Origin of the sequence: Albidovulum aestuarii (assembly GCF_029961185.1) — a bacterium.
In the GTDB taxonomy this organism is placed as follows: domain Bacteria; phylum Pseudomonadota; class Alphaproteobacteria; order Rhodobacterales; family Rhodobacteraceae; genus Albidovulum; species Albidovulum aestuarii.
The window spans coordinates 1-16,492 of sequence record NZ_JASBQQ010000014.1 but is presented as its reverse complement, the minus strand read 5'-3'; the positions used below and the strand labels follow the sequence as shown (position 1 = coordinate 16,492).

The following is a 16,492-nucleotide window of genomic DNA, read 5'->3' as shown; positions in this document are numbered from 1 at the left end:
GATTATGGGCACTGTCAGCTTTGTGCGCATCGCGTTCATTCCGACCGAGTGCAGCAACGGGCAATTCGGGCTCTCTGCCGCCATTGGATCGGGCGCAGCATTTTCACTTAAGTTTCGCAGCATCACCGTTAAGGACGGCCCAAAGGCGACATTGGCGACAGGGTTCGACGCCGCAGCGCAGCTTCCCCAAAGCTGCCGTTGGTTCCCTGTCGCAGCATTTCTGACTTGTGAATGGCAGGGTCGCACAGAAGCCGTCTACCAACTCGCGGATATGTACTGGGTTTCCATGAATTCCAGCATACCCTCATGGCCGCCCTCGCGCCCGAGGCCGGATTGCTTGACGCCGCCGAAGGGGGCTGCCGGGTCAGAAACGAGGCCGCGGTTGAGGCCCACCATGCCGTAGTCCAGCCGCTCGCAAACCTGCAATCCGCGCTTCATATCCTCGGTGAAGACGTAGGCCACCAACCCGTATTCCGTCGCATTGGCCCGCGCGATGACATCATCCTGATCGGTGAAACTCTGGATCGCGGCGACGGGGCCGAAGATCTCGTCATGCACGCAATCAGCGGTTTCAGGGACGTTCGACAAGACCGTGGGCGGGTAGAAAAACCCCTTGCCGCCCGGCGCCTTGCCGCCCAGTTCCAGCTTTGCACCCTTGGCCACGGCATCCTCCACGAAAGCCGCCACCTTTTCGCGGGTGTCGGCATTGACGAGCGGGCCAACATCGACCGACGGATCGCTGCCATCGCCAAGTTTCAATGCCGCCATCGCGGCAGTGAACTTGCTTGTAAAAGCATCGGCCACATCGGCATGAACGTAGATCCGGTTTGCCGCCGTGCAGGCTTCGCCCAGATTGCGCATCTTGGCCAGCATCGCGCCTTCGACCGCCACGTCCAGATCGGCATCGTCGAAGACGATAAGGGGCGCATTGCCGCCCAGTTCCATCGCCGGTTTCAGCACCTGATCGGCGGCGGAATGCAGAAGTTTGCAACCGACGTTGGTTGAGCCGGTGAAGCTGATCACCCGGACGCGGGGGTCGTGCAACATGTGATCGACGAGCGCGCCGGTCTGGCGCGAGGGCAGGACGTTGACAAGACCCTTGGGCACGCCCGCCTGCTCAAGCAGCGGCATCAGGGCAAGCATGGTCAGCGGCGTCTCGGAGGCGGGCTTGATGATCACCGCGCAACCGGCGGCCAGTGCGGGAGCGATCTTGCGGGTGCCCATCGCCGCGGGGTAGTTCCAGGGGGTCACCAGCACGGCAAGGCCTGCCGGTTTGTGCTGGACAATGATCCGCGCGCCCGAGGCCGGGGCATGGGTGATCAGGCCATCTGCGCGCACCGCTTCCTCGGCGAACCAGCGGAAGAATTCGGCGGCATAGGCGGCCTCGCCCATCGCGTCGGCGCGGGCCTTGCCGTTTTCCAAGGTGATGAGCCGGGCGAATTCTTCCTGCCGGGCGATCATCAACTCCCACGCCTTGCGCAGCACCTCGGATCGCGCGCGCGGGGTCTGGGCGGCCCAATCCTTCATTGCGGCTTCGGCGGCATCAAGCGCGGCTCCGGCATCGACGATCTCGGCCGAGGCGACGGACGCCAGAACTTCCTCCGTCGCCGGGTTGATCACGTCAAAACGGGTGCCGGACGCACCGGGGCGCCACTGGCCGTCGATATAGAGATCCGTCTGGAACATCGGGTTTCCTTGCTGGTCAGATCATGTGAAGAAGTGGTTCGGACAGGCGCCCGGCAAAACCGGTGATGAAGGCGATGGCCGCGTCTTCGGACAACTGGCCATCGGTGAAATCCAGCGTCAGCAAATAGCTTTCACCGTCCTTACCGATGCTGAGTATCGGTGCGGTGCTGGGGCCGACCCGCATCGTGGTGATGGGGCTTGCCGTCAGGTCGCGAAGGATGAGTGCGGCGGGGCGGCCGGACGTATCCTCGGATTGATCGGACAGCCTTGCACGGTCGGGGTTCGCGATCCGTCTGGGGTCTGCCCCGAGGGCTGCCACCTCTACCATTATCTCGGCAACGCCAGCTGCGGCGCGGTACGCCTCGGCGGCAAAGCGGGCCCAGAGGGTATCCGGGGGCAGTGTGATACCCGCTTCGGCCTCCATCCGCGCAAGAAAGTCGATTGTTCCGGCCAGCGGCGCACGCGCGCCAATCTGGTGTGCCGCGTGCATCATGGTGGCAGGCGCCGCGGAGACGGGAAGGATACTAGCGTCCACCTGCGTCACAGACAGGTTACGAAGGGTTTCCAGATCCGTGACGTGGAAGGGCTGCTTATGTCCGGCAGCCACAAGGCGCCCGAGGTCGAGCCCCTCTTCGGCGGCGAGGCGACGCGCCTTGGGCGAGGCTAGGATGCGGCCATCGGGCGCTACCACCGCTTCCAACGCACGGTGTGGCGCAGGCGCGGTTGGCGCAACTGGTGTGGGTTCAGAAACTGCCGAATGTGCGGCCGCACGCGCCTGAATCGGCGCATCGGGTTTGCTGGCGGTGATAATGGCGATCACGTCGCCCACCGGCACGTCCTGCCCCGCTTCGGCAAGAAGGGCCGCGACAAAGCCGTCATGGCCTGCGGGCACTTCCATCGTGCTCTTGTCGGTCTCGACCTCCAGCAGCACGTCATCGGCAGCAACGGCCTCGCCCGGTACCTTGGCCCAGGACACGACCCTACCGGTTTCCTGCGCCATGCCGAGGGCGGGCATGATGATATTCTGACCTTCGGGCAGGGCGACGGGTGCAGCGGCGGCGGCAGGTTCGGTCCCGACTGGACGAATTTGTGTTGCCGGTACCACATCGGCGCTGTCGGCGATCATGGCCACGACCTGACCCACCGGCACCGACTCACCGGGGGCCGCGCGCACGTCAGAGAGAAATCCGTCCGCCAGCGCCTCGACCTCCATCACCGCCTTGTCGGTCTCGACCTCCATCAACGCCTCGCCTGTGCGCACGGCATCGCCCGGCTGTTTCAGCCAGGAAACGATCAATCCGGTTTCCTGCGCCATTCCCAGCGCCGGCATGATTACCTCATGCGGCATGGAACATTTCCCCCCGCATCAGCCGACGCGCATTCTCGGCCACGCCTTCGGGCGTTGGCACCGTGACGTCTTCAAGTGCTGGCGAGAACGGCACCGGCACGTCCATCGCGCCCATGCGGATCACCGGACCGTCGAGATGATAGAAAGCCTTTTCCATGATACGGCTGGCGATTTCACCGGTGATGCCATAGCTCTGATGTCCTTCGTCGATGACGATGGCGCGGCTGGTCTTGCGCACGGATCTAAGAATGGTTTCCTCGTCCAGCGGTACGATGGTGCGCGGATCGATGACTTCGGCGCTGATGCCCTCGGCCGCCAGCAGTTCGGCGGCCCTTTCGGCGACCTGCACCATGGACGAGGTGCCGATCAGCGTGATGTCGGTGCCTTCGCGCTTGATGTTCGCCTGACCGAAGGGGATCAGGTATTCGCCCTCCGGCACCGGAGACTTGTCGTTGTACATGAGCTTGTCTTCAAAGATCACGACCGGGTTGTTGTCGCGGATCGCGGTCTTCATCAGGCCCTTGGCCTCGTAGGCCGAGGATGGCATTGCGACCTTCAGCCCCGGGATATGGGCGACCAGCGCGTGCAGCGACTGCGAATGCTGCGCGGCGGAGCGGCGGGTCGCGCCGAGATTGGTGCGCAGGACCAAGGGCACGTTCAGCTTGCCACCCGACATGTAGTGGGTCTTGGCTGCCTGATTGCACAGCTGATCCATCACCAGGAAGAGGAAGTCGCCGAACATCAGATCGACGATTGGGCGCGAGCCGGTCATCGCGGCACCGACCGCGATTCCCATGAAACCCGGCTCGGCAATTGGCGTGTCGATGATACGTTCGGGGCCGAATTCTTCGACAAGGCCCGAGAGAACCTTGAAGGGTGTGCCGGCCTCGGCCACGTCCTCGCCGATCAGGAAGATCGTCGGATCGCGGCGCATTTCCTCGGCGATGGCCTCGTTCACGGCCTTGGAAAGGGTGATATCGCGCATGATTTGCCTCAGCCGTTTGCCGCGTAGACATGCATGCCTACCTCGGAGGTGTCGGGGTATTTCGCCGCCAGCGCGTAGTCGACGGCGGCGGCGGCATCGGCTTTCACCTCGGCGCGGATGGCCTCAAGCTCGGCATCGGTTGCGATGCCTTCCGTCGCCAGCCACTTACCGAAATTGGTGATCGGGTCGCGATTGGCCTTCCAGTCGGCCTCTTCTTCCTTGGACCGGTAGTATTCGCGGTTGATGTCACCGACATGATGGCCGTGATAGCGGTAGGTCATCAGCTCGACAAAGAACGGGCCCTCGCCCTTACGGGCCCGCGCGACGAGCTTTTGCGTCAGGTCGTTGACCGCCAGAACGTCCTGTCCGTCGACGGTGAACGCCTCGATCCCGAAGGCTTCGGCACGGGCGGTGATGGACCCGGCGGCGGTTTCCTCGACCTTGGTGTATTCACCGTAAAGGTTGTTCTCGCAGGCATAGATGACGGGCAGCTTCCAGAGTGCTGCCATGTTCATCACCTCATACATCAAGCCCTGCGCCGTGGCGCCGTCGCCGAAGAAACAGACGGTGACATCATCGCGCCCCAGTCTCTTGGCCGAAAGCGCGGCACCCGTCGCGATGCCCATGGAGCCGCCGACAATGGCATTGGCGCCGAGATTTCCATTGGCCTGATCGGCGATATGCATCGAGCCGCCCTTGCCGCGGCAATAGCCTTCTTCCTTGCCAAGAAGTTCGCAGAACATCTGACGGAACTCGGCCCCCTTGGCGACGCAATGGCCATGGCCGCGATGGGTCGAGGTGATTTTGTCGGTCACGCGCAGTGCCTCGCAGATGCCTACGGCCACGGCTTCCTCGCCGGAATACATATGCGTGAGGCCCGGCATCTTGGCCGAGAGGTAAAGCTGGTTGGCGTTGTCCTCGAAGCTGCGGATGCGCACCATCTGGCGATACATGCGCAGGTAGTCTTCGGAGTTGGTTCTGGCTTTCGCGGTGTTCATCGGGATCCCTGTGAAAAGCGGCCCGCCCCGGAAGGCGGGCCAGTCTGGGAGTGTTCAGTAGCGGTTGGCGATTGGCAGTTCCTCGGCCGGGAACAGACTGATGACCTCGCAGCCCTTGTCGGTGACGACCACCTCTTCCTCGATCCGCGCGGCAGAGAACCCGTCGGTGGCGGGGCAATAGGTTTCCAGCGCAAAGACCATGCCGGTCTGGATCTCCATCGGGTTCTCGAGGCTGACCGCCCGGCTGATGATCGGGCGCTCGTGAAGCGCGAGGCCGAGGCCGTGGCCGAATTGCAGGCCGAATGCGGACAGTTCATCCGGAAAACCGAACTCCTCGGCCTTGGGCCAGAGCTTGGCGACCTGATCGGTGGTGACACCGGGTTTGATCGCGGCGATGGAGGCATCGATCCATTCGCGCGCCTTCACATAGGCATCGCGCTGCGCAGGCGTCGCGCGGCCGATGTTGAAGGTGCGGTAATAACAGGTCCGGTAACCCTGATAGCTTTGCAGGATGTCGAAAAAGGCTTGATCGCCGGGGCGGAACAGGCGGTCGGTGAAGTTGTGCGGATGCGGATTGCAGCGTTCGCCCGATATGGCGTTGATCGCCTCGACATCGTCCGAGCCCATCTCATAGAGAAGCTTGTTCGAGAGCGCGACGATATCGTTCTCGCGCACGCCTGGTTTCAGCTCTTCATAGATCATGTGATAGACGCCATCGACCATGCTGGCCGCCTGGGTCAGAAGCTGGATTTCGTCCCAGTTCTTGATCTCGCGGGCGCTAAGCATGATCTGCTGGCCATCGACGACGTTCAGCCCGGCCTCTTTCAGCGCGTGGAACATTGCGGTTTCGGCGTAGTCGACGCCGACCGGCATATCGATCATGCCGGCATCGCGGATAAGGCCCGCGATTTCCTCGGCATAGCGTTTCATCAATCCGAAGCTTGGCGGGATGGTGCCGCGCATTCCGACGACACCGGCGCGGCAATGGTCCGGTACCAGCCAGTCGGAATACTTCTTGTGATGCACGGCGGCAGAGCCGAAATCCCAGACATAGGGCGCGTCATCGCCGGTCAGCAGGCAGAAGCGGCACATCTTGTCGCGTTCCCACTCGCCGATCTTGGTGGCCGAGACATAACGGATGTTGTTGACATCGAAGAGCAGAAGCGTACCGCAATCGCTGGCCTTCAGCGCCTGACGGGTGCGCGACAGACGGTAGCGGCGCAGGCGATCGTGATCAACGCGGCGTTCGAAATCGACGGATGTATGGCCCCAGGCCGGAAGACGACCTTCCCATTTCCAGTGCGGCTCCAGATCGGCGGGGGTGAGGATGTTAGGCGTCAGGGCGCGGGACATGACAATCTCCGTAGGGCGGGCTTCAACCCGCCGCTTTCATGATGGATTCAGGATGAGGCGGACCGTGGCCCGCCCGGTTATGTTGAGGGTGGGATCACTGCATGATCATGCCGCCGTCGATCATGATCAGTTGGCCGGTCATGTAGTCGCTTTCAGGCGAGACGAGGAAGGCGGCGGTGCCTTTCACATCGTCGGGATAGCTGTATTTCTTCATGGTGATCATGGTCTTGGCGAGGTGGTCCATCGACTGGCCTTCTTCTTCGAACATGCCGATTTCCACCAGATCCTTGTCGAGTTGTTCCCAAAGCTCGGTTCGCACAACACCCGGCGCATAGCCGTTGACGGTGATGTTGTGCTCCCAAAGTGCCTTGGCCCCGCCGATGATCATCGCCAGCGCGCAGTATTTCGAACAGCTGTAGGGCACCACGTCCAGGAACGCCGTGCGCGACACGATCGAGCCGACATTGATGATCTTGTAGACCTCGTCCATCGGACCCTGTTTGATCATCTGGCGCGCCGCCTCCTGCATGCCGAACAGCATGCCCTTGGCGTTGATGTCCATGATCATGTCCCAGTTGTCTTCGTCGATATCCATGAACATGCGCGGCTTGTTCACACCGGCATTCATCAGGGCGACGTTGATATAGCCGAAGGCATCCACCGTGGCCGCCACCGCCGCGGCGTTGTCTTCGCGTTTCGTCACGTCGAGCTTGACCGCGATGGCCTTGCCGTTGCCAGCCTCGTTGATCCGTTTCGCAACCTCGTTGACCCCATCGACATTGACGTCCCCCAGGCAGACATTCGCCCCTTGCGCGGCGAAATACTCGGCGTTGCAGGCCCCCATGCCCTGAGCGGCACCGGTGATCATGATGTTCTTGCCCTTGAGACGGTTGGGGTCCATGGGTCTCTCCCTTCAGGTGGTGTTTTGGCGCATCGCGGTTTCGGCCCGCGATTGCGCGTTTCTGAGTGCTTCGCGCGGGCTCACGATGCCGCGCAGCATGTCGTGCATTTCTTGGCCGCAGATGTGGATGATCTCGGATATCTGAGGGACCGGAGGACGCGGCCAGAACTGCAATTCGTCGCGCCATGACATCGCGTCGACCGCCTCGAATATCGTGGAAAGCCGCCGCACATCGGGGTCAGCCCCGACCGAATAGCGCGGCGCCGTCCGGCTGCCATTCTGAATGTAGAGCTTCTGCGCCTCGGGCGATGTGAAGGCGATCAGCGCCTCGGCAGTAGCAGCCCGGCGGTCTTCGGGCAGGTTCGACGGAATGGCGAGGACATAGCCGCCGACCGGGGCCACGGCCTGGCCATGCGGTCCGGCCGGATGCGGCAGGTAGCCGGTCTGGCTGTGGGCGGGCGACGAGGGATCAAGTTCAAAATAGGGGGCGAGCAGCGTATAGCCGTAGGCCATCGCGATCTTGCCCGCGGCATAGGGTCGGATGCGTTCATACCAGGACATCGACAGGATGTCGGGCGGCGAGAATTCCAGAAGCGCCTTGAGGTACTCTGCGGCTTCCAGCGCCCGCGGCGTGTCGATCGTCGGGACCAGATCGCGACGCCCTGCGACATCGGCATCATATCCCCCGGCAATCGGGTCGAGATTCAGCACCGGCTGGCCGAAATCGGCGCAGGCCATCATGAACTGATGGCCAAGCGCCGTACCGCGTGCGGCATTCCATGCCACGCCATAGCGACCATGTGCAGGGTCATGCAGCACCCGCGCCGCCTCAAGAACCGCGCTTGTGGTCGCGGGCGGTTCAAGCCCGGCCTCAGCGAACCAGTCCTTGCGGTAAAACAGCAGTTCCGGTGTCGTCTGGCTTGGCACACCATAGGGTTTGCCGCCCCAATGTGTCGCCTTCCATCCGGCGGTGTGAAAGTCGCCGGGGTCAAGCCGGTTCACGTCGAACAGATCATTGAGCGGCAACAGAAGGCCCTTTTCTGCGAATTCGCCGATCCAGGGCAGGTCAACCGCGATGATGTCATAACGGCTGATCCTGCGATCGGCATTACGCAAGGCCTCTTCATGCAGCCGGTCGATGGAAAAGGCGCGCTGATTGATCTTGGTGCCGATTACCTGTTCGAATTGGCGCTTGAGGTTTTCCATGACCATGAAGGTTGGATCGCCATGGACGAGGATGCGCAACCCGCCGGGCAGCGTCAGAGGTTCGGGCAGCACCTTGGGCGGCTGAATCGACTTGCCCGCCATATAGGAACCGCCAAAGTAATAGTCGCGCCCGGCTTCCGGACCGGCGGGACCTCCCAGTTGCTCGCGCGCGAGCCGCAGCACCCGGTCTGAAAACTGGCCCCAACTCGCAAGGAGTTCCACTCCGGGGTGCAGCGAAAAGCTCTTGCCGCTTTTCGTGCGCGGGCGTTGTTCGATCAGCCCCGCGTTCAGCATCTCTTCAAGCTTGCGCCGAGCCGTTGCATAGGGCACGCCCGCTGAGGCAACGAGCGCCGAGGGGGTGACCGTCCGGCCTTCAAGGTGATTGCGGATCAGGAAGGCTGCCATGTTCATGTGCGGGTTGGCGGCGGTCACCTCAAGGGCTGCCTCCATCTCGCCCGAAAACGCTTCCAGAAAGCTGATGACGCGCAAAAGTTCCGCGCTGTCGGTGTCGGGCCCGGGACCCGAGGACGCCTTGCCGGACGCCAGATAGTCTTTTTGAATATCCTGCATCCGCACCGCGTCTCGTCCGCCCCGTGTTGAAATGTCCGATTTGGGGGTTTTCGACTCGCGCATCCCCATCTCCTTCCGAAAATGTCCAGATTGACCGGGCCTGAGTATCGGCAATAAATCCAGAATGGATACTTAAATGTTCATATTGAACAAAACGCATGAGGGAGAAGCGGCCAAATTCCCGATGCTAACATCAGCCGGTCATCCATGAGGTGATTCCCCGAGACAGGGGGGCGATGGCCGTGACAGCGTTCAAATCAACGGGAGGAAACCTATGAACACGACTGTAAGGACCCTGATTGCAGGATCGACGGCTCTGGCTGGTATCGCCTTTGCAAGTGTCGCTATGGCCGAGACCTACAAGATCGGCATCACCCAGAACAATGTCGGCGTCGACAGCTACCAGACGACTTATGAAAAGGCGTTCATTGCTGCGGCCGAGGCCAATGCAGATGTCGAGGCGGTGGTTCTTGATGCAGGCGGCGATGTCGCGCGCCAGATTGCCCAGGTGCAGGATCTGATCCAGCAGGAAGTGGACGCGATCATCATCTGGCCGACCAATGGCGAAGCGGTGATCCCCGCCGTGCGCGAGGCCCACAAGGCTGGCATCCCGGTCATCGTGACCAATTCCAACATCGCCGAGCCGGGGTTCGAATTCGTGAAGTCATTCTCGGGTCCGGACAACATCACACAAGGATCGCGCTCGGCCGAGATCATGTGCGAAAAGTTCACGGAAATGGGCATCCAGGACGAAGCCAAGGTCGTACAGATCTCGGGTCAACCCGGCTATACGACCGCGATCGAGCGGCAGAAGGGCTTTGACGACCGTCTGCCCGAGGTTTGCCCGAACGTGACCATTGTGGAAACCCAGCCTGGCGACTGGAACCGTGAAAAGTCGCAGACCGTGATGGAGGCTTTCCTCGTAAAATACGACGACATCGACGGTGTCTATGCGGGCGACGACAACATGGGCGTGGGCGCGTTGAATGCAGCCAAGGCTGCGGGCCGCGAAGGCATCATCTTCGTCGGCGCCACCAACTTTGCCGTCGGCTACGAGGCGATGGAAGCCGGTGAATACTGGGGCTCGATCTATCAGTCGCCGGTTGATGATGCCGAGGCGGCGTTGAAGACGGCGCTCGACGTGCTCAACGGTGTCGACGTTCCGTTCCTGAACTACTTCGACACGCCGAAGATTACCCAGGACAACATGAGCGAGTTCACCAAGCCGGTGTTCTGATACCTCTGATCCTGCACGGGCGGTCCGGTTGGTCCGCCCGCTTTCCATTCAATCATCTTCGCTGGGGGCACCATGGGGCGCGTTTCAGGCCGGTCGTGTATCGTGACCGGAGCAGCACAGGGCATCGGCCGCGCCATTGGCGAAGCGCTTCTCGATGAAGGTGCGGATGTCTGCTTTGCCGACATCAACGCGGCCAAGGTCGCCGAAGTTGTTCGCGACACCCAAGCTGGCAGAAACGGCCGGGCCATTGCCTGCGGCGTCGACGTCACCGACCGTACCCAAGTCAGCGAGATGATCGCGAAAACGGTCGCGGCCTTCGGCAAGCTCGACGTGAAGTTCAACAATGCCGGCGTCAACAAGCCGATGAACTTTCTGGACGTGACCGAAGAAAACTGGCGCATGATCATGGATATCAATGGTCTGGGCGTCATGATCGGCATGCAGGAAGCGGCAAAGCAGATGATCGCCCAGGGAACCGGTGGCAAGATCATCAACACAGCATCGATCGCCAGCCGTCAGGGATATGACAATGTGGCGCCCTATTGCGCGTCGAAATGGGCCGTCGTCTCGCTGACTCAGTCGGGCGCGCGGGATCTGGCCAAGCACGACATCACCGTTACCGGCTTTGCGCCGGGTGTCGTGGCCACGGAAATGTGGGAGGATGTCGACCGCGACCTGATGGCGATTGGCGCTGCCGAACGCCCCGGTCAGGCGATGGAAGAGTTTGCCGCCGGCATTCTGAAAGGTCGTGTGGCAAAGCCGGCGGATATCACCGGCACGACCACCTTTCTTGCCTCGGCGGACAGCGACTACATGACGGGGCAGATCGTGATGATAGATGGGGGAATGACGCTTGTCTGAAGCGGCGGTGGAAAAGGGGAGGACCGGAAACATGGCGGATGAAAGGTTGAAATCTCTGACTAGCATGCTGGCGCGCCACGGAATTCTCGTTGCCTTCATCCTGTTCATGATCGGCTTCACGATTGCCAATCAGCGCTTTCTCGGGCTCGACAACGTCCTCGGCGTGATCCGCTCTTCTGCCATTCTCGGAGTGATGGCTCTGGGTGTCACTTTCGTTGTCGTCAGCGGCAATCTCGACCTGTCAGTCGGGTCGATGATGTCGTTCTCGACCATCGTCGTCCTTGATCTGCACGACAAGCTGGGGCCTTCAATGGCAATCCCGGCCATGTTCGCGATGACCATGGCCCTTGGCGCTTTCATCGGGTTTCTGGTCGGATACCTGAAGCTCAACTCGCTGATCGTGACGCTTGGGATGCTGTCAGCGATCCACGGGCTGACCTTGACCTATTCCGGCGGCAAGAACATGGACATCGTGGACAAGTCCGGCACCTGGTTTTCAGTCTTTGGTCAAGGCGCAATATTCGGCATCCCGGTGCCGGTTCTCATGTTCGGGCTTCTTGCCGTCGTTCTGACGGTGATCCTCGCCAAGACGCCCTTCGGCCGAAAGGTTTATGCCGTCGGCGGTAATGGCACGGCGGCCACGTTTTCGGGCATTCCGCGCGCGCGCGTCGTATTCATGACCTACATCATCTCGTCTTTCTGCGTCGCAACCGCAGGCCTCATCCAGGCCAGCCGCTCTCTCGGCAGTCAGAACACCGTGGGTCAGGGGCTGGAGCTTGATGTACTTGCCGCCGTCATTCTTGGCGGCGCCTCGCTACTGGGCGGATCCGGCACCGTGTTCAAGACGGTGATCGGTGTCCTGATCCTCGGCTTCATCCAGAACGGCCTCCTGCTCGTCGGATTGCAGTTTTATGTCCAGTACGTCGTCACCTGGGTCATCATCATCCTGGCTGTCTGGCTCGATATCGCGGCCAAGCGCGGTCGGCTTTGGTCGCCGATCGCCTGAGGGGGGGCCTGATCATGCATACCGAAAGGAAGAACAAGCTTTTCAAGCAAAGCGCGATCTGGGGCTTCATCGTGATCGAGCTAGTCTTCTTCAGCATCGCGGGCCATTTCCTGTCGGTCTCGGACAAGGCGTTCATGGATGGGGCCAACATGCTGCTGTTGTTCAAGCAATCTGCCCCGATCGGAATCATCGCGCTTGGCATGACCATCGTGATGATCAACGGCAATATCGATCTCTCGGTCGGCGCGACCTATGCGCTTTGCGCCATCGTCATGCTCGATTCCATGACCTGGCCAATCTTCGCCGGTCTCGGCGATTGGGTGATCCCGGTCGCCTGGCTGCTGGCGCTCGGCACGGGCATGGTCCTTGGCCTAATCAATGGCCTCATCGTATGGAAGACCGGCGTCGATGCGTTCATCGTGACGCTCGGCTCCATGCTCGGCTTTCGCGGCCTTGTCTTCATGTACAACGGCGAACAGCCAACCTCGCATCTGAACTGGACCCTCGTCGACATTGCCGAGGCGGATCTTTTCGGGATCGAGACGCCGACCATCGTCTTCGTTGTCTTCACGATTTTGATCTGGCTTTTGATGTCGAAGACCGTGCATGGGCGCAACGCCTATGCGATCGGTGACAACCGCGAAGCTGCGGTCAATGCCGGGATCAGGGTCGGACCACATATGGTCTGGAACTTCGTCCTGATCGGCTTTCTCGCGGCGCTGAGCGCTGTGGTCTTCTATTCCGCCAGTGGCTCGGTCAACCCCAACGACGGCACGCTTTACGAATTGTGGGTGATCACCGCCGTGGTCCTTGGCGGCACCAAGCTGACCGGCGGCAGCGGGTCAGTGATCTCGACCTTCGGCGGCGTCATCGCGATCCAGCTTCTGCGCAAGGGGCTTGGCCATATCGGCGCGGATACGGCGATGGTCAATCTGGTCATCGGACTGATCCTGATCGCCGTCCTGTTCCTCGACAAGCAACTGAACCGCAAGGGCCGGGAGGAGTTGAAGATATGATCGCGCAAAAGCCAGCCCTTCGGCTTGAAGGGATCGTCAAGACCTTCCCCGGCGTCCGGGCCCTTGACGGCGTGTCTTTCGAGGTGATGCCCGGAGAGGTTCACGCGCTTCTGGGCGAAAACGGTGCCGGAAAGTCGACGCTGATGAAAGTTCTGGGCGGCATCTATCAACCCGACGATGGTACGATCTTTATAGATGAAGCCCCGGTCACGATGGGTTCACCCCTTGATGCCAAGGCCAAGGGCGTCGTCTTTATCCACCAGGAACTGAGCCTCGCCGATGAGCTTTCGGTGGCCGAGAACATCTATCTCGGCGAACTGCCCACAAAAAGCTTTGGCCGTGTCGATTGGGACAGCCTGCATTCCAATTCCGCCGCGATCCTGAAGCGGCTGAACTGCAAGTTCACACCGCAAACCATCGTTGGCGACCTGTCCATCGCCAACAAGCAGATGGTAGAAATTGCCCGCGCCCTGACCGTCGATGCAAAGGCGGTGATCTTCGACGAGCCGACAGCCTCGCTGACCGATGCCGAGAAGGTCGTGCTGTTCGACATCATCAGCGACCTCAGCCGGCAAGGCGTCGGCATCGTCTATATCTCGCATCGGATGGACGAGATTTTCACGATTTCCACGAAGATTTCCGTCCTCCGTGACGGCGAATATCGCGGATCTCTTGCCACCGCCGAAACCAATGAGGACGAGGTTACGCAGCTGATGATCGGCCGCAGCCTCGACCTTGGCCAGAAGGTCGAACATGCCCAGACCGGAAAGGTCGCGATTGAGGTCAGAAACCTCTCGTGCGGATCGCTCTATCACGACGTCAGTTTCAAAGTCAGGTCAGGCGAGGTCGTTGGCTTCTACGGCCTTGTCGGCGCGGGCCGGACCGAGATTGCCGAAACGCTTTTCGGCCTTCGGAACCCGACGGACGGTACCATCCATCTCGACGGAGAAGAGGTCCGCATTCATTCGCCCGTCGATGCAATCCGCCACGGGATATCACTGGTACCAGAAGACCGGAAAGGCCAGGGGCTGGTGCTTGGCATGAATTGCCGGGACAACATGACCCTGCCGCAGGTCGCCGATCTGACGGCGGGCCCCTTCGTTTCCGACGGTGCCGAGATTGCGATCTTCGACCAGTACCGCGACAAGCTGGCAATCAAGACGCCAAGCTGGCGGCAGCGGGTCGGCAACCTTTCGGGGGGCAACCAGCAGAAGATCGTCATTGGCAAATGGTTGTCGATGGCGCCGAAGGTGCTGATCGTCGATGAACCAACTCGAGGGATAGACGTCGGTTCGAAATCCGAGATCCACAACCTGATCCGCGATCTGGCCAAGCAGGGATACGCGGTGATTGTCATCAGTTCGGAAATGCCCGAGGTGTTGCGCGTCTCTGACCGTGTCGTCGCCATGTTCCATGGCGAGATCATCCGCGAATTCACCTCTGAAGAGGTGACAGAAGACAACCTCGTGCAGGCGATATCCGGGATCCGGTCGGACAAGGTCGCGTGATGAAGATCGGCTTCGTTGGCCTGGGGCGCATGGGCGCCCATATGGCGCACAATCTTGTCCGTGCGGGGCATGATGTATCCGTCTGGAACCGGTCCTCCGGCAAGGCCGACACTTTTGGGCGAGCGACCGGTTGCGCCGTCGCAGCCACGCCGCGTGCGCTGTCAGAGACGAGCGACATCGTCGTCACCATGCTGGCCGACGATGCATCTTCAGAGGCCGTTCACCTTGGCACCGAGGGGCTTTTCGCCGGGCGGGCGCGGACCTTCATCGAGATGGGCACGATGAGCCCCGAACATATCCACAGCCTTGCCGACGCAGCACCTGACGGAGCCATTGTAATCGACGCACCGGTCTCCGGCGCGACGCAGGCCGCCGAGGCTGCGGAGTTGATGATCATGGCGGGATGCTCCGAAACTGTTGCCGCCCCCATGATGCCGGTCTTCGAAGCGATGGGCCGCCGGGTGATCTGCCTCGGCCGACGCGGTGCCGGCTCGGTCATGAAACTCGCCGTCAATTCGCTGATCCACGGGTTAAACCAGACACTGGCCGAGGCGATGACGCTGGCTGAAGCAGCAGGCATCACGCCCGAGACCGCCTTCGATGCAATCGAAGCCTCAGCCGCCGCTGCCCCGATGCTGAAATACCGCCGCCCGCTCTACCTCGACGAGGCGGCCCATGATGTCACCTTCACCGTCAGCCTTGCCCGCAAGGACATGGAGGTCACTGCCACCCTTGCCCGGTCGCTCGGCACGCCAATGCCGCAGGGTATGGTTACACTTCAAACCCTGCAGGAAGCCGAAGCCGCCGGGTTCGCCCCGCGCGACATGGCCTCAATACTAGCCTATATGCGAGAGATAAAAACATGAAAGCAGCGCTTTTCGTCGGCGGCTGGGAAGGTCACACGCCGGTACATTTTGCCGACTGGTATGCGACGCTTCTCCGCGACAACGGCTTCAGCGTCGATGTCTACGACACGCTCGAACCGCTCGAACAGCCCGGCGATCTGGCCGATCTCGACCTGATCACGCCGATCTGGTCCTCGGCGCGGTCCGGTCACAAGGAAGAATTCGGCAACATGACGAAGCCGCAGGAAGACGGGCTTTTGAAGCTGATCGCCGACGGCTGCGGCATCGCCGGCTGGCACGGCCATATGGGTGACGCGTTCCGTGACCGACCGACCTATCATTTCCTGATCGGCGGCCAGTTCGTAGCCCATCCGCCCGGTTGGCCCGACAACCTGCAACCGCGCGAGGATTACATCGACTATGATGTGACGATCTGTAAACCCGACGACCCGATCGTGAAGGGCATCCGCAGTTTTCGTCTTAAGACCGAGCAGTATTACATGCTGGTCGATCCCTCGAACGAGGTGCTGGCGACAACCACCTTTTCCGGCGATCACCTCTGGTGGATTGAGGGCACCGTGATCCCCGTCGTCTGGAAACGGCGCTGGGACAAGGGGCGGGTGTTCTACTGCTCAATCGGACATGAGCTCGATGACCTGAAAGTACCTCAAGTGACCGAGATCATCCGCCGGGGCGCGCTCTGGGCAGCGAAGCGAAGCGGCAGCTAGCAGGATTAGGCCCAGTTGGAGATACGTGGAACGGGACACCGGGTGAGGCAGGCCAGCAGACGGATGAACAGAAGCCGGATCCCGGCAGTCGGGGTCGAGTTTTCTCTCTGTTTTGTCAATCCAAAGCCGGCCCATACGCGACACTCGTCTCGGCACCTTGCGCCGCCGTGCAGCGTCCCCGAACCTGCCGTTCGTTCCATGACGCAGCATTTTTAACCAGCCAAGGCCCGGATCGCGGGAGAGA

The 16,492-nt window shown here is 61.2% G+C and carries 14 protein-coding genes; 7 read left to right on the top strand and 7 right to left on the bottom strand.

Going from position 1 to position 16,492, the window contains the following annotated elements; translation table 11 throughout:
• Positions 1 to 255: 255 nt before the first annotated feature.
• The 7 genes from QKW60_RS20610 to QKW60_RS20580 form a co-directional block, all read right to left on the bottom strand.
• A complete protein-coding gene (locus QKW60_RS20610; RefSeq protein WP_282371554.1) occupies positions 256 to 1,686 on the bottom strand; it encodes an NAD-dependent succinate-semialdehyde dehydrogenase in 1,431 nt (476 codons plus the stop codon).
• Between the two features lie 16 nt (positions 1,687 to 1,702).
• Positions 1,703 to 3,034 (bottom strand): biotin/lipoyl-containing protein, encoded by a 1,332-nt coding sequence (locus QKW60_RS20605; protein ID WP_282371552.1) that lies wholly within the window; start codon positions 3,032 to 3,034, stop codon positions 1,703 to 1,705.
• Positions 3,024 to 4,019 (bottom strand): alpha-ketoacid dehydrogenase subunit beta, encoded by a 996-nt coding sequence (locus QKW60_RS20600; RefSeq protein ID WP_282371550.1) that lies wholly within the window; start codon positions 4,017 to 4,019, stop codon positions 3,024 to 3,026. Before QKW60_RS20600 ends, QKW60_RS20605 begins: the two co-directional genes overlap by 11 nt.
• Before the next feature lie 8 nt (positions 4,020 to 4,027).
• Complete coding sequence (locus QKW60_RS20595) at positions 4,028 to 5,017, bottom strand: thiamine pyrophosphate-dependent dehydrogenase E1 component subunit alpha (protein WP_282371549.1); 990 nt, start codon at positions 5,015 to 5,017, stop codon at positions 4,028 to 4,030.
• Between the two features lie 54 nt (positions 5,018 to 5,071).
• Positions 5,072 to 6,370, bottom strand: a complete 1,299-nt coding sequence (locus tag QKW60_RS20590) for a M24 family metallopeptidase (RefSeq protein ID WP_282371548.1) — start codon at positions 6,368 to 6,370, stop codon at positions 5,072 to 5,074.
• Between the two features lie 94 nt (positions 6,371 to 6,464).
• Positions 6,465 to 7,271, bottom strand: coding sequence for an SDR family oxidoreductase (locus QKW60_RS20585; protein ID WP_282371547.1), 807 nt, complete (start codon positions 7,269 to 7,271; stop codon positions 6,465 to 6,467).
• 12 nt (positions 7,272 to 7,283) lie between these two features.
• Complete coding sequence (locus QKW60_RS20580) at positions 7,284 to 9,110, bottom strand: extracellular solute-binding protein (protein WP_282371546.1); 1,827 nt, start codon at positions 9,108 to 9,110, stop codon at positions 7,284 to 7,286.
• 211 nt (positions 9,111 to 9,321) lie between these two features.
• Between QKW60_RS20580 and QKW60_RS20575 the strand changes: the two genes are divergently transcribed.
• The 7 genes from QKW60_RS20575 to QKW60_RS20545 all read left to right on the top strand — a co-directional run bounded on the left by QKW60_RS20575 (position 9,322) and on the right by QKW60_RS20545 (position 16,248).
• Positions 9,322 to 10,284 carry a sugar ABC transporter substrate-binding protein gene (locus QKW60_RS20575; RefSeq protein WP_282371545.1) on the top strand — a complete coding sequence of 321 codons (963 nt, stop codon included), beginning with the start codon at positions 9,322 to 9,324 and terminating at the stop codon, positions 10,282 to 10,284.
• 72 nt (positions 10,285 to 10,356) lie between these two features.
• Positions 10,357 to 11,145: an SDR family NAD(P)-dependent oxidoreductase gene (locus QKW60_RS20570; protein WP_282371544.1), complete on the top strand. Its 789-nt coding sequence runs from the start codon at positions 10,357 to 10,359 to the stop codon at positions 11,143 to 11,145.
• 31 nt (positions 11,146 to 11,176) lie between these two features.
• Complete coding sequence (locus tag QKW60_RS20565; protein WP_282371543.1) at positions 11,177 to 12,151, top strand: ABC transporter permease; 975 nt, start codon at positions 11,177 to 11,179, stop codon at positions 12,149 to 12,151.
• A 14-nt stretch (positions 12,152 to 12,165) separates the two neighbouring features.
• A complete protein-coding gene (locus tag QKW60_RS20560; RefSeq protein ID WP_282371542.1) occupies positions 12,166 to 13,167 on the top strand; it encodes an ABC transporter permease in 1,002 nt (333 codons plus the stop codon).
• Positions 13,164 to 14,675 (top strand): sugar ABC transporter ATP-binding protein, encoded by a 1,512-nt coding sequence (locus QKW60_RS20555; protein WP_282371541.1) that lies wholly within the window; start codon positions 13,164 to 13,166, stop codon positions 14,673 to 14,675. Before QKW60_RS20560 ends, QKW60_RS20555 begins: the two co-directional genes overlap by 4 nt.
• Entirely contained in the window at positions 14,675 to 15,541 is an 867-nt protein-coding gene (locus tag QKW60_RS20550; RefSeq protein WP_282371540.1) for an NAD(P)-dependent oxidoreductase, read from the top strand. Before QKW60_RS20555 ends, QKW60_RS20550 begins: the two co-directional genes overlap by 1 nt.
• Positions 15,538 to 16,248 carry a ThuA domain-containing protein gene (locus tag QKW60_RS20545; RefSeq protein WP_282371539.1) on the top strand — a complete coding sequence of 237 codons (711 nt, stop codon included), beginning with the start codon at positions 15,538 to 15,540 and terminating at the stop codon, positions 16,246 to 16,248. The genes QKW60_RS20550 and QKW60_RS20545 overlap by 4 nt, the downstream gene beginning before the upstream one ends.
• The last annotated feature ends 244 nt before the right edge of the window (positions 16,249 to 16,492 follow it).